Origin of the sequence: Lactobacillus intestinalis (assembly GCF_024397795.1) — a bacterium.
GTDB lineage: Bacteria > Bacillota > Bacilli > Lactobacillales > Lactobacillaceae > Lactobacillus > Lactobacillus intestinalis.
Map to the genome: position 1 here is coordinate 938,891 of NZ_CP072983.1, position 13,139 is coordinate 952,029.

A 13,139-nucleotide genomic window follows, 5' to 3' on the forward strand; every position below is an offset into this window, starting at 1 on the left:
CTTTTTTATTAAAGAATGAACTTAGTAAGATCTTTATTGGTAATAATATCACTCAATTTATCTTCCACATAAGCTTCAGTAATAGTTATTTCGCCCATTTCCATATCTGGACCTTCATACAATACATCCTCTAAGAGTTTTTCAAGAATTGTAGAAAGTCGACGTGCACCAATATTATCAGTACCTTGGTTAACATCATAAGCAATTTGAGCAATCTTATCTACAGCTTCTTTAGTGAATACTAGCTTTATACCATCGGCATGCATTAAAGCAATGTATTGCTTAAGAAGTGAGTTTTCTGGATCCTTAAGAATTTTAACAAAGTCATCTTTACTTAAAGCATTCAATTCAACACGAATCGGAAAACGTCCTTGAAGTTCTGGAATCAAATCACTTGGCTTGCTTTCCGCAAAGGCACCGGCTGCAATGAAGAGAATATGATCAGTTGAAACGGGACCATATTTAGTTTGAATAGTAGAACCTTCAACAATTGGTAAGATATCGCGTTGAACACCTTCACGAGAAACTTCTCCAGAGGTCTTCTTGTTGCCAGCAGTAATCTTATCGATTTCATCTATAAAGATAATACCATTGTTAGTGGTTCTTTCGATTGCCTTTTGATAAATGCTGTCGTAATCCACCATCTTATGAGATTGTTCTTGAATTAAAAGCTCACGTGCATCCCTAACTGGTAAAGTTCTCTTTACTTTTTTCTTAGGAACTAAATTATTGAGCATTGAGCTCATATCCATTCCCATTTGTCCCATCATATCACCCATTGGATTAACTTTAGGAGCTTCCTCAACTTCGACAGTCACTTCACGATCTTCAAGTAAGCCTTTATTTAATTTTTCAGCTACACTCAAACGCTCATTACGAACTTCATCAGTAACTTCTTCTTGAGGACCATTATTATTTTGATTTTGGTTACCGCCCATCAGCATTTGCATCATATCTTGCATTTGTTGCATTTGGCTTTCGCGATTTTCACGTTTAATCCCTGGAACAAGCAAACGAACCAATTCTTTATTTGCTTCTTTTTCAGCTTGAGGTCGAACGCGTTCGAATTGATCCTTTTCTTCCATTCGAACTGCTTCGTTAACCAAATCTCTTACCATAGATTCAACATCGCGACCAACATAACCTACCTCAGTAAATTTAGTTGCTTCCACTTTTACAAAAGGAGCCTCAACAATGTCGGCAAGACGGCGAGCAATTTCAGTTTTACCAACACCAGTAGGGCCTGCCATCAAAAGATTCTTTGGAGTAATATCTTTTTGCATATCTTTTGACAATTGCATTCTGCGATAACGATTATAAAGTGCGATTGCGACAGATTTCTTGGCTTCATCTTGGCCAATAATATATTGATTTAAAATATCAACTATTTGTTTTGGGGTTTTAATTGCCATTTTATTTCCTTCTTTGATTAAAGTTCATCTGTATTAATTTGATCATCAGTAAATACATCAATTCCGGATGCGATCTTAACTGCTTCATGAGCAATATCTTTAGCAGACATATCACTAGCATGGCGAGTCATTGCAATTGCTGCAGCTTGAGCAAAATTACCACCTGAACCAATTGCAACAACATTTTCATCTGGTTCAAGTACTTCTCCATTACCTGAAATAAGAAGTAAGTCTTTTTCGTCAAAAGCAATTAACATTGCATTTAACTTTTGAAGAGTTGGGTCCTTACGCCAAGCTTGAGCCATTTCTACAGCAGCTCTACGTAAATCACCGCTATATGCTTCAAGTTTTCCTTCAAGCATTTCTTGCAAACTAACTGCATCAGCTACACCACCAGCAAATCCGATTACCACACGATCATGATAAATTCGACGGATCTTTTTAGCACTAGCTTTAGCAATAACTTTTTCACCTAAAGTTACTTGACCATCACCTGCAATAGCAGTTTTTCCATTGAATTTCACTGAACAAATTGTTGTCATTGATATTTTACCTCTCTTATATTTTTAACACATTATTATATTAAACATTTTATATAAGTCTAGTCTAAATTAGTTATTTTCTAGAACTTCTGCTTTAAATTTATCTAAGCTTTCTAAACCACGTTCACTAATCTTCAAGTGACGTTCTTTTTTATTACGGATCTTTTTACCTTCCAAACCAGGTAAAAGTGCAAAGCTGGCATTCATAGGTTGAAAATGTTTAGGATTAGTTGTGGTTACATAGTTGGCCATTGAACCCAGAGCAGTATCTTTAGGGAAAATTGCCACTTCTTCTCCTAGAGCTTCTCTAGCTGCATTAATTCCAGCAACTAAACCACTTCCCGCACTTTCAACATAACCTTCTACCCCAGTCATCTGACCGGCAAAGAAAAGGCCGGGTCTTTGCTTTGCTTCATAACTAGCATTCAATACCTCTGGGGATGCCATGTAAGTATTTCTGTGCATTTTTCCATAACGTACAAAACGAGCATTTTCTAATCCCGGAATCATTGAAAAGACTCTCTTTTGTTCACCATATTTCAAATGAGTTTGGAAACCAACAATATTGTACATAGAAGCTGCAGCATTATCCTGACGAAGCTGAATTACTGCATATGGCAACTTACCAGTATGAGGATCTTCCAAGCCTACAGGCTTAAGAGGACCAAACAACATAGTTTTAGCCCCACGAGCAGCCATAACTTCGATTGGCATACATCCCTCAAAGACATCATCTTTTTCAAAGCCATGCATTTCAGCTGTTTCTGCATTAATCAAGGCTTTAGTAAATGCCATATATTGTTCTTTATCCATCGGACAATTTAAATATGCTGCTTCACCGCGATCATAACGAGACTTCTTATAAACAATATCCATATTAATGGAATCTGCAGCAACAATGGGAGCAGCCGCATCAAAGAAATGTAAACTATCAGTTCCAGAAAACTTTCGAATTTCTTCAGCAAGTTTATCACTAGTCAGAGGACCTGTTGCGACTACTGTAATTCCTTCAGTTGGTAATTCAGTGATTTCTTCTTCGTGGATTGTTACATTATCAAGATTATGAATAGTGTCAGTAATATATTTGCTAAAACGATCTCTATCTACTGCTAGAGCTCCACCTGCTGGCACTTGAGTTTTATCGGCTGCTTTTAGAATCAATGAATCTAAGTGACGCATCTCTTCTTTTAAAAGTCCCACTGCGTTAGATAATTGATTAGAGCGCATAGAATTGGTACATACTAATTCTGCAAGTTCTCCCGTTTCATGGGCTGGAGTTGACTTCTTGGGTCTCATTTCATAAAGATCAACATGAACTCCTCTTTTAGCTAATTGCCAAGTGGCTTCACTACCGGCTAAGCCGCCACCAATTACAGTTACATTAGGCATTAATTTCATCCCTTACTAAAAAATTTATATATATAAGAATATCATCAAACCAGATAGTTTGATGATATCAAATACGTTTTTTTATTTAATCTTATTTTTCTTCTTGTGGATCCTCACGATAGTCACCATTTGGACAAAGAACAACTAATCCTTTTTTCGTCTTCTTTTGAACTAGAAAGTGACCGTCATTTGGACAATTTCGACTGATTGGTTGATCCCATGAAACAAAATCACAGTCGGGATACCGAGAACAGCCATAGAATTTACGATTCTTTTTAGACTTCTTTTCCACTACTTCGCCCTTACCACATTTAGGACAAGTGACACCGATTTTCTTAACGATCGGCTTAGTGTTGCGACAATCCGGGAATCTAGAACAAGCATAAAACTTACCATACTTTCCCATCTTAATTACCATTGGTGCCCCACAAATATCACAATTGAATCCAGCTGGTTCATCTTTAATTTGAATCTTTTCAATTTCTTTATCAGCTGTAGTTAATTCCTTTTTAAAGGGATGGTAATATTCATCAATAACTTTTACCCAATCCTTTTTCCCGTCTTCAACTCCATCTAGTTCATTTTCTAGAGTGGCAGTATAGTCAACATCAGTAATATCTGGGAAAAATTCTTCAATTAAGCTATCGACAATTTCTCCAAGTTCGGTTGGGACAATTGAACGTCCTTCAAGTTTAACATAATAACGTCGTTGAATAGTATCAATAGTTGGCGCATAGGTTGATGGGCGCCCTACTCCATTTTCTTCTAGTGCTCTAACAAGACTAGCTTCAGTATAGCGAGCCGGTGGCAAAGTAAAGTGTTGCTTATTATCGGATTTTTCCATCTTAACTTTGTCGCCTTCATTTAAATCAGGTAATTCAACGTTCTTTTCTTGTTGATTATCATAAACTTTAGTAAAACCAGCAAAATTCAATTTAGAACCAGTTGTTCTAAAGATTACCCCATTTTGAACAATATCTGCTCGTACAGTATCATACACAGCTGCCGTCATTTCACTAGCTAAAAATCTTGACCAGATCAGCTTATACAAACGATATTGCTCAGTAGTCAAAACTTTCTTCAAAGATTCTGGTGTACGATAGACACTAGTTGGACGAATAGCTTCATGGGCATCTTGAGCATCTTCTTGGTTCTTAAAATGGCGTTGGCTTTTAGCAGCATATTCTGCACCATAGTTTTCATGCAAGAACTTAGAAGCTTCTGCTTGAGCAACTGGAGAGGTACGTTTAGAGTCAGTTCTCATATAGGTAATTAACCCTACAGTTCCTTGCTTTCCCAAACTAATTCCTTCATAAAGTTGCTGAGCAATACTCATGGTTCTTCTAGTTCTGTATCCCAGTCGCTTATTAGCCTCTTGTTGCATAGTAGAAGTAGTAAATGGTGCAGGTGGCTGGCGACGCCGTTGTCTTGTAACGACTTTCTCAACTTCAAAATCTTTCTTTTTATCGATTTTTGATAAAACTTCTTGAACTGCTTCATTGTTTGGCAATTCTTTCTTTTTACCATCTATGCCATAAAAACTAGATTTAAACAGCTTCTTGTCTTTTTCAAAGTCTGCATCAATCGTCCAGTATTCTTTGGGTTTAAAGTTTTTGATCTCTTTTTCACGATCAATTACTAATTTAAGAGCAACTGATTGAACACGACCCGCACTAAGTCCTTTTTTGACTTTTGCCCATAAGATTGGAGAAAGCGAGTAACCTACTATTCTATCTAATACACGACGTGCTTGTTGTGCATTAACTGTATCCATATCAATGGTACGGGGATGCTTAAAACTTTCTTTCACTGCATCTTTAGTAACTTCGTTAAAGGTTACTCGATTTTTAGCATTTTCGTCTAGGTTTAGAGCATGTGCAACGTGCCAAGCGATCGCTTCACCTTCACGATCCGGGTCAGAGGCCAAATAAACATCTTTAGCCTTCTTAGCTTCACTCTTAAGTTCCTTGATTGTATCCCCTTTACCACGGATAGAAATATATTTTGGCTTATAATTATTATCAAAATCTATTCCCATTTGTGATTTAGGGAGATCACGAATATGGCCCTTTGAAGCAATTACATGATAATTACTTCCCAAATACTTTTCAATAGTTTTAGCCTTTGCTGGCGATTCTACAATTACAAGTGTTTTTTTCTTCTTTTTAGATTTTGTTTTCTTTTTAGTAGTAGGCATTGAATGCCTCCTTTTATTAATTTTTTAAAATAATACTATGTTGAGAATAAAATACCTATCTCTAAATTGTCAAATATTTTTGTAATCGCTAGCAAAAAAATAAATTTTATTCTATGTTTTGAAAAGGCTCTTCAAGCTTAAAATCAACTATTGGGATAGCCCCAACTTCAATTAAACGATTTGGTCCTTTAGATAAATCACATGTAATTGGTCCAGGGACTGCATAAACATCACGATTTTCATGTAATGCCATATTAGCAGTGATTAAAGAGCCTGATTGTTCTCGGGCTTCAGTTACAATTACTAAATCTGATAGACCAGCCAAAATTCGATTGCGTTCAGGAAAACGAAATGGTTTAGGTGGCGTATCAGGTAAGTATTCGCTGATTAATAACCCTTTTTCTACAATTTCCTGTTGGAGAAACTGATTCTGAGCTGGATAAAAATGATTTATTCCATTTCCTACCACCGCCACTGTTTTTCCGCCATGGTGTAATGCAGATCCATGAGCCATTCCATCTACACCTCTGGCAAGCCCGCTAGCGATTACATACTTTTTAATTAAATTAGGCATTAATTCATCAATCACAACTTGACTGTAGTTAGTAGCTTGTCTAGCTCCAACAATAGTTGCAATTGGCCTCTTTAATAAATTGGTATTTCCCCGTGCAAAAAGAATCAATGGTGGTTGATATATTTGCCGTAATTTATTCGGATAAAGATCATCGAAAAAGCTTATTACACTACATTGCTTTCTAATACGATCAATGATTTTTTCATATTTTTCGTTATAAAAAGCTTGTAAGCTACTTTCAATAAGCTTTTCTGGTAAATCAAGTTGTTTTAGCTGAGCAGCTTCTACCTTTTCAGAATCAAGCTGGCTAGCAATTTGCAACATTTTTACATATCCAATACCGCGTTCTAATTTTAATCGTAATAAAAAGTCTGTTTTATTCATGTAAAAACCTCCATTTATAAGTACGCAAAAATAGAGGTTTTACTTTTATTTAGTTGAGCATGCTTTTTATTGGTTCAAAGCTTTTACGATGAATCGGAGTAGGACCAAATTTATTAAGAGCATCCAGATGATCTTTAGTCCCATATCCTGCATTTTTACTAAACTTGTATTGAGGATATAGAGCATCATAATCGTCCATCAATTTATCTCTAAATACTTTAGCTACAATCGAAGCAGCTGCAATGGAGTTTGATTTTGCATCACCTTTGATCAACTTAATTTGAGGAATAGCTATGGGAACATCCATTGCATCAACGAGCAGAGCATCTGGTTTTCGATCTAAATTTTTAACAGCTTCTGCCATGGCCAAGCGATCGGCTTCATAAATATTAATTTCATCAATGACTTGAGCATTTTTAATGCCAATTCCTACACTGACAGCTTTTTCTAGAATTTTAGGATAAAGTTCAAGCCTTCTTTTTGGGGACAGCTTTTTAGAATCATTAACATCGATCAAATCAAAATTTTCATCAATAATGACAGCCGCAGTAACTACTGGGCCAGCAAGAGGCCCGCGCCCTACTTCATCAACACCTGCCACTAGTTGACTATTTTTCCAGAATCTTCTTTCATATTGAAAACGACTTAAGAATTGTTCTTTTTTCTTAAGTAAAAGTTCCTGTTTTCTTTTATAAGTTGTTAAAAGTTTTTGGACTCCACTTCTAGGATCGTTTTTTAAAGCCGCGAATTCTTCTTCACTCACACCATTGTTGAGCAATTCTTTAATTTCTTTGATTGTCATGGTCTATCTAATGTGATCCTTCCAATTTTGCCTTTACGCAATCTTTGAAGCATATACAACGAAAAGCGATCATAATCATCTCTCATTCCATATTGCTGAGTCATGGCTAAAAGCAAATCAGGATCGTTAATGTTTTCAAGTTCAGCCTTATCAATATGTGCAAACTTTGCTAAATCATTTGGATAATATTGCCGCAAATTTTTCAAAACGAATAATGCTACATCATCTGCATGAAAAATACTATCTTTAATTGCTCCAAAGGCTGCCAATTTATAACCTACTTCTTGATCTTCAAACTTTGGCCATAAAATTCCCGGTGTATCAAGAATTTGAATATTAGATTGGGTTTTCAACCAAGTTTGCCCTTTTGTAACGCCTGGGCGATTACCAACTTCTGCGACATTACGTCCCACTAAGCGGTTAATAATGGTAGATTTTCCGCAATTAGGGATGCCCGCTAACGCAATTCTGATTGTAGGATGGACAGCACCTTTTTCTTCAAGTTTTTTAGTTTTGGAGCTGGCAGCTTTTTTAATCATTTTAATTAAAGCTTGCATATTAGTGTTATGAAGTGAATCCATTGCCATAACAAATTTACCTGGCTGTTGAAGCTCTTTTTGCCACATTTTAGTCATTACAGGATCTGCTAAATCTGCTTTGTTCAAAATAATCAAGTGTGGCTTATTCCCCACTAAATCTTCGATCATTGGATTACGTGAGGATTTAGGGATTCGTGCATCAAGCACTTCCACGATTACATCAATTAAACCCAACTTATCTTCTAGTTGATTGCGGGCTTTATTCATATGCCCTGGATACCATTGAATTGTAGACATTTTTCTCGTCCTTTCTTATTTCAAACTTATTTTATATCTTATTCTTCTTCGGAATGCAAATACAAAACTTCTGCCAACAATATTTCTCGATACAAAGTCAAAAATCCTGAACGATATTCCTGCTCTTTCTGGGCGATTTGTCCCAAATAATTTCTTTCTAATCTAAAAGCATAACGATAAATTTCATCACGAAATTCATGCTCCTCAGGAGTTAATTCAGGTTGTTTAATTGACTTTTTTAGCTCTCTTAAAAAATCTTCAATAGATGTTTCATTGATTTGAGCATGTAAATCAAAAATCAGCTGCTTTCTAAATTTTTTAGGAAGATAAATTTTATCTAACTCTGCCAGAGCATAATTTACCATCTCTTCTTTAACCTGATCAATTACCTTCTTCTTCTCAATATCAGGCTTATCTTTTGGTAAAATGAATCTAAATAAAAATGTGGGCACGATCATACTTAACAAAATTAAAGTAGCCTCACTAAATAAAACTAAGTGAAAATTATTAACGCTCACTAATGTATTATCTAAAGTATAAGCTAACGCATAAGTAACTGCCCCATGAATTCCTCCCAAAGAAAAAATCCAGGCATCTTTATTACCTAATTTTAAGACAAGATAGCTATATATGTATCGAACTAAAATATTAACAACATATAAAAACACTCCTACTTCAATTGCAAGATCAATTCGATTTGGTAACAAGTTTCCTCGAGTTGCTAAAACAATGTTTGTCCCCAAGCCTATAAATACAACACTATTTAGAATTTCACTCAAAATATGAGAAATTTGAAAATCGTTATAGATATTATATACATCAGTTAACTTACTTCTTTCAAATTCGGCATTATGAGCTAAGCCTGCTACTACAACCGCAATTATACCTGATACATGAATATGTTCAGCTAAATAATAAAGTAGAATCGGCGTCAAAATATAAATAACTACAATTGGAGTCATTGTAGTAAAATTTTCATTTGAAAAATAACCACTTAAACGCATAATTTTTTGTCGAAGTAGAATTAATACAAATGAAAATACTAGACCTAATATAATACCACCACCAGCAGAATATAAAAAGTCAATAAATGTATGCCATACCTCCAAATGCTTAAAAGTATACCAGCTTACACCCATGTTCAATAAAATGATTCCAGAAGCGTCATTGAATAGGGATTCATTTTTCAAATATTTACTTACACCTGCCGGTATCTTTAAACCATGAATCACGGATTCAGTTGCTGTCGCATCTGTAGGGGTAGAAATAGCTGCTAAAATCAAACTGACCGGAAATGATAATCCAAAAAGCCATTTCAGTCCTAAGGTACCAACAGCAGTTGCAATAATGATCATAATTACTGTAATACTTATAATAGAGTGCCAACTCCGTGCGATGCTATAAATTCGATTTTGTTGGCCTTCAAAAAATAATAAGGGTGCAATAATTATGCCCATAAAAAATTCAGGGTTAAAGCTAAAATTAAAGGTAGGTACCAATGTGATCAGCATCCCCAAAGCAAAGGATATATAATTCACTGAAACTTTTTTAAACAAATAATTTTGAACCAACATTGCTAATGCCGCTAATAAAACCATGCCAATGGTTAGATTTACAATTTGCATTTATTACCTTTCCCACTAAAAATAAAGACGGTCCTTTAGACCGGACCGTCTTAGTATGACATTTTTTCTTGGTACATTTGATAAGCTTTATCAAATGTTGACATGCTAGCTAAATAGCCTGCATTCAATTCTAAATACTCAGACAGTTTTTCATAATCTTGCTCTTGCCTAGGAAAAGTTAAATCATGTTGAGCATTATTGGCAAATTGTGCAATATCGTCCTGAGAATTAGGATCTCTCTGAGTCATCAAATAGCGATAAAAGCTTTCACGATACATTTTACTGCTCCGTATAGTAAAGAATAGCGTAAGCCCCATTACCTGCATGAGTTGCAATAATTGGACTAGTTTGTCTTACCAAAACATTAATTTCAGGATTGATCGACTTAATTTTTTCAGCTAATTCATTCATTGATTCAGGTGTATCAACATAAGAAATACCAACTTCTTTTATTTTATCTTTATTGGCTTCAATATCTGCTAATACTCTTTCATCAAAAGCCCTAGAAAACTTCTTGCCGCGCCCCTTTTTGGCAACTTCTAGATTACCTTTTGGCATATGAAGCTCAATTCTAATATTAAGCAGAGTTGCAATTTTACCAGAAAGAGCACCTAAACGTCCACCTTTAATTAAATTATCTAAGTTAACAACCATCATGCGTAATTTTTGAGTTTCGATAATTTTATTAACATCTTCGATGATTTCATCAACGTTTTTACCTGCCTGAGCATCCTGGGCTGCTTTTAAAACTTGAAATCCTTCAGCACGGTCAGTTAGCTCTGAATCGATAATATAAACATCATCTGATTTTCCAGCAATTTCAGCGGCTTGACGTGCCGCATCCACAGTCCCACTTAAAGCTTTTGCCAAAAAAATCCCAATAACTTTGCTACCATCTGCAGTTAAATTTTTAATTGTTTCTACAAATCTGCCAATTGGTGGCTGGCTCGTTTTTGGCAAAGCTTCTGACTCATTCATCAATTCCACAAACTTACTTCTAGTTAGATCTACTCCATCAATGTAAGTCTTGCCATCAATAGTAATTGATAGTGGTACAACAGTTATGTCATATTTTTTAATTTCTTCTGGTGTTAATTGAACAGAAGAATCTGTCATTATCTTTATTTTTGACAACGTATTCGCCCTCAATTCTAAAATACTCTTTTTTTATGATAAAATGTGAGCATTACATATAAGCTAGTATATCAAAAAAATTGTTCAATAAAAAAGAGTGATTGGGATGTTTTACAAGTGAAATTAAAAGAATTGTGGCAAGAGCCAAAAAAGCGTTCAAAAACTTATGATATTTTGGATAATATATTTAGTGCTATTACCCACGGAATCGGCTTTGGATTAGCTGTGGCAGGTTTAGTAATTTTAATTGTTAAAGCCGCCCATACAGGAAGCCCGATGAGAGTCGTAACTTTTACTATTTATGGTTCATGTTTGGTACTTCTATATTTGTTTTCAACGCTATTTCATAGTTTAATCTTTACTAAAGCCAGAAACGTGTTCCAAATTTTTGACCATTCCTCAATTTTTTTATTAATTGCTGGATCCTATACCCCCTATTCTTTAGTTGCAATTGGGGGCGCTTGGGGATGGACTTTATTTGGCCTAATTTGGTCCTTAACTATTTTTGGAATTATCTACTATATTTTTAATCGCGGAAAACATGTGATCTTCGATACAATTTTATATGTTTCAATGGGATGGTTAGTAATTTTATCTGGGAGTTATCTTTATGTACGTTTAAGTCCGGTAGGCTTTTGGCTTTTAGTTGGGGGCGGAGTCGCCTATACCGTAGGGGCTCTCCTTTACACGATGCATAATGTGCCCTTTATTCATGTTATCTGGCATTTATTTGTAATGCTGGGATCAATCTTAATGTATTTTTCCGTATTGCTATATGTTTAGAAAAAACTCCAAGATCTTCTGGTTTTGGAGTTTTTTTGAGCATATTTAATGATTTTTCTTAACGTTAGGAGTATTATTTTTTGTAAATCAATTACTTTTTGTAAGGAGAAATTATTATGAAAACAGTCGAAAATATCATTATTGGATTTGGCAAAGGTGGAAAAACTTTAGCTAAATTCTTGGCTCAAAAAGGTGAAGAAGTTTTAGTTATTGAAAAATCTAATAAGATGTATGGAGGAACATGTATTAATATTGCCTGCTTGCCATCTAAGCGTCTTATTATTGAAGCTGGCAACGGAATGGACTTTGTTAAAGCAGTTAATGGAAAAAATGACATGACCTCTATGCTTCGTACCAAGAATTATCATATGCTTGCAGATGAAAAGACTGTTACTGTGCTTGATGGTAAAGCTAAATTTATCAATAACCACCAAATCACCGTTACTACCACTGATGGCGAGACGCTTGAATATCAAGGAAAGCGTATCTTTATTAATACAGGGTCTACTCCTGTCATGCTTCCAATTAAAGGGCTCAGCGACAGTAAGGCTGTGCTTGATTCAACTTCTGCGATGGAACAAAAAGAATTACCAAAAGAGTTAGTTATCATCGGGGCTGGTTATATTGGACTTGAATTTGCCTCAATGTTTGCTGAATATGGCTCAAAAGTCACTGTACTTGATTTACACGATGAATTTTTACCTCGTGAAGATGATGATATTGCCAGTGAAATAAAAAAGGATCTAGAAAAAAGCGGTGTTCGTTTTGAATTAGGTGTTAAGATTTCTGAAGTAAATAACGATACTGTTTTTTATCAAAAAGATGATCAAAATTATCAAGTCTCTGCTCCTCGTATTCTGGTTGCTACTGGTAGAAAACCTAATACTGAAGAATTGGGGTTAGAAAATACGGATATTAATTTAACTGATCGCGGGGCAATTAAGGTTAACGAGTATTTGGAGACTAGCGTTGATGATGTTTGGGCCATTGGAGACGTTAAAGGTGGACCTCAATTTACTTATATTTCTTTGGATGATTTTCGGATTATTAAGGATCAGCTTTATGGGGATGGACAAAGAACCCTTAATGATCGAATTAACATCCCTTATAGCGTTTTTATTTCACCATCCCTATCACGTATCGGTTTAAACGAAAAAGAAGCACAAGCGCAAAATATTGATTATCAGCTTAATAAATTGCCAGTTGCTTCTATTCCAAAGGCCCAAGTTTTGAAAGATCCACGAGGCTTGTTTAAAGCTTTAATTGATCCTAAAACTGATCAAATCCTCGGAGTAACTTTATATGGAGCTGAATCATACGAACTAATTAATATGATTTCTCTAGCAATGCATCAACATATTCCAGCATCTGTATTACGCGATCAAATTTATACTCACCCAACTATGAGTGAAAGTTTCAATGATTTATTTAAATAATTGGTCAAAAATATGCAAAAAGAGC

General features: G+C 35.2%; 12 protein-coding genes. 2 read left to right on the top strand and 10 right to left on the bottom strand.

The window, feature by feature from the left end; translation table 11 throughout:
• Positions 1 to 8 precede the first annotated feature (8 nt).
• The 10 genes from hslU to KBW87_RS04280 form a co-directional block, all read right to left on the bottom strand.
• Positions 9 to 1,412, bottom strand: a complete 1,404-nt coding sequence (gene hslU, locus KBW87_RS04235; RefSeq protein WP_057811196.1) for an ATP-dependent protease ATPase subunit HslU — start codon at positions 1,410 to 1,412, stop codon at positions 9 to 11.
• A 17-nt stretch (positions 1,413 to 1,429) separates the two neighbouring features.
• A complete protein-coding gene (gene hslV / locus KBW87_RS04240; protein WP_057811198.1) occupies positions 1,430 to 1,954 on the bottom strand; it encodes an HslVU peptidase proteolytic subunit in 525 nt (174 codons plus the stop codon).
• Between the two features lie 69 nt (positions 1,955 to 2,023).
• Positions 2,024 to 3,343, bottom strand: coding sequence for a methylenetetrahydrofolate--tRNA-(uracil(54)-C(5))-methyltransferase (FADH(2)-oxidizing) TrmFO (gene trmFO / locus KBW87_RS04245; protein WP_057811200.1), 1,320 nt, complete (start codon positions 3,341 to 3,343; stop codon positions 2,024 to 2,026).
• Positions 3,344 to 3,434: 91 nt separating this feature from the next.
• Positions 3,435 to 5,540, bottom strand: a complete 2,106-nt coding sequence (gene topA / locus KBW87_RS04250; protein WP_057811202.1) for a type I DNA topoisomerase — start codon at positions 5,538 to 5,540, stop codon at positions 3,435 to 3,437.
• Positions 5,541 to 5,646: 106 nt separating this feature from the next.
• Positions 5,647 to 6,498, bottom strand: a complete 852-nt coding sequence (gene dprA / locus KBW87_RS04255) for a DNA-processing protein DprA (RefSeq protein ID WP_057811204.1) — start codon at positions 6,496 to 6,498, stop codon at positions 5,647 to 5,649.
• A 49-nt stretch (positions 6,499 to 6,547) separates the two neighbouring features.
• Positions 6,548 to 7,300 (bottom strand): ribonuclease HII, encoded by a 753-nt coding sequence (rnhB, locus tag KBW87_RS04260; protein WP_057811205.1) that lies wholly within the window; start codon positions 7,298 to 7,300, stop codon positions 6,548 to 6,550.
• Positions 7,297 to 8,136: a ribosome biogenesis GTPase YlqF gene (gene ylqF, locus KBW87_RS04265; protein ID WP_057811207.1), complete on the bottom strand. Its 840-nt coding sequence runs from the start codon at positions 8,134 to 8,136 to the stop codon at positions 7,297 to 7,299. The genes rnhB and ylqF overlap by 4 nt, the downstream gene beginning before the upstream one ends.
• Before the next feature lie 38 nt (positions 8,137 to 8,174).
• Positions 8,175 to 9,761: a cation:proton antiporter gene (locus KBW87_RS04270; protein ID WP_057811209.1), complete on the bottom strand. Its 1,587-nt coding sequence runs from the start codon at positions 9,759 to 9,761 to the stop codon at positions 8,175 to 8,177.
• A gap of 50 nt (positions 9,762 to 9,811) precedes the next feature.
• Positions 9,812 to 10,039 carry a YozE family protein gene (locus KBW87_RS04275; protein ID WP_057811211.1) on the bottom strand — a complete coding sequence of 76 codons (228 nt, stop codon included), beginning with the start codon at positions 10,037 to 10,039 and terminating at the stop codon, positions 9,812 to 9,814.
• A 1-nt stretch (position 10,040) separates the two neighbouring features.
• Positions 10,041 to 10,895, bottom strand: a complete 855-nt coding sequence (locus KBW87_RS04280) for a DegV family protein (protein WP_057811213.1) — start codon at positions 10,893 to 10,895, stop codon at positions 10,041 to 10,043.
• Positions 10,896 to 11,012: 117 nt separating this feature from the next.
• Between KBW87_RS04280 and trhA the strand changes: the two genes are divergently transcribed.
• Together trhA and KBW87_RS04290 are read left to right on the top strand one after the other, a co-directional pair.
• Positions 11,013 to 11,678: a PAQR family membrane homeostasis protein TrhA gene (gene trhA, locus KBW87_RS04285; protein ID WP_057811215.1), complete on the top strand. Its 666-nt coding sequence runs from the start codon at positions 11,013 to 11,015 to the stop codon at positions 11,676 to 11,678.
• A 116-nt stretch (positions 11,679 to 11,794) separates the two neighbouring features.
• The gene (locus KBW87_RS04290; protein ID WP_057811217.1) at positions 11,795 to 13,114 is read left to right on the top strand and encodes an FAD-dependent oxidoreductase; all 1,320 of its coding nucleotides are present in this window, start codon (positions 11,795 to 11,797) and stop codon (positions 13,112 to 13,114) included.
• The last annotated feature ends 25 nt before the right edge of the window (positions 13,115 to 13,139 follow it).

Coding starts and splice junctions, on each gene's coding strand:
- KBW87_RS04290 (WP_057811217.1), top strand. CDS start 11,795: ATGAAAACAGTCGAAAATATCATTATTGGATTTGGCAAAGGTGGAAAA.
- trmFO (WP_057811200.1), bottom strand. CDS start 3,343: ATGCCTAATGTAACTGTAATTGGTGGCGGCTTAGCCGGTAGTGAAGCC.
- ylqF (WP_057811207.1), bottom strand. CDS start 8,136: ATGTCTACAATTCAATGGTATCCAGGGCATATGAATAAAGCCCGCAAT.
- hslU (WP_057811196.1), bottom strand. CDS start 1,412: ATGGCAATTAAAACCCCAAAACAAATAGTTGATATTTTAAATCAATAT.
- KBW87_RS04275 (WP_057811211.1), bottom strand. CDS start 10,039: ATGTATCGTGAAAGCTTTTATCGCTATTTGATGACTCAGAGAGATCCT.
- topA (WP_057811202.1), bottom strand. CDS start 5,540: ATGCCTACTACTAAAAAGAAAACAAAATCTAAAAAGAAGAAAAAAACA.
- rnhB (WP_057811205.1), bottom strand. CDS start 7,300: ATGACAATCAAAGAAATTAAAGAATTGCTCAACAATGGTGTGAGTGAA.
- KBW87_RS04270 (WP_057811209.1), bottom strand. CDS start 9,761: ATGCAAATTGTAAATCTAACCATTGGCATGGTTTTATTAGCGGCATTA.
- hslV (WP_057811198.1), bottom strand. CDS start 1,954: ATGACAACAATTTGTTCAGTGAAATTCAATGGAAAAACTGCTATTGCA.
- dprA (WP_057811204.1), bottom strand. CDS start 6,498: ATGAATAAAACAGACTTTTTATTACGATTAAAATTAGAACGCGGTATT.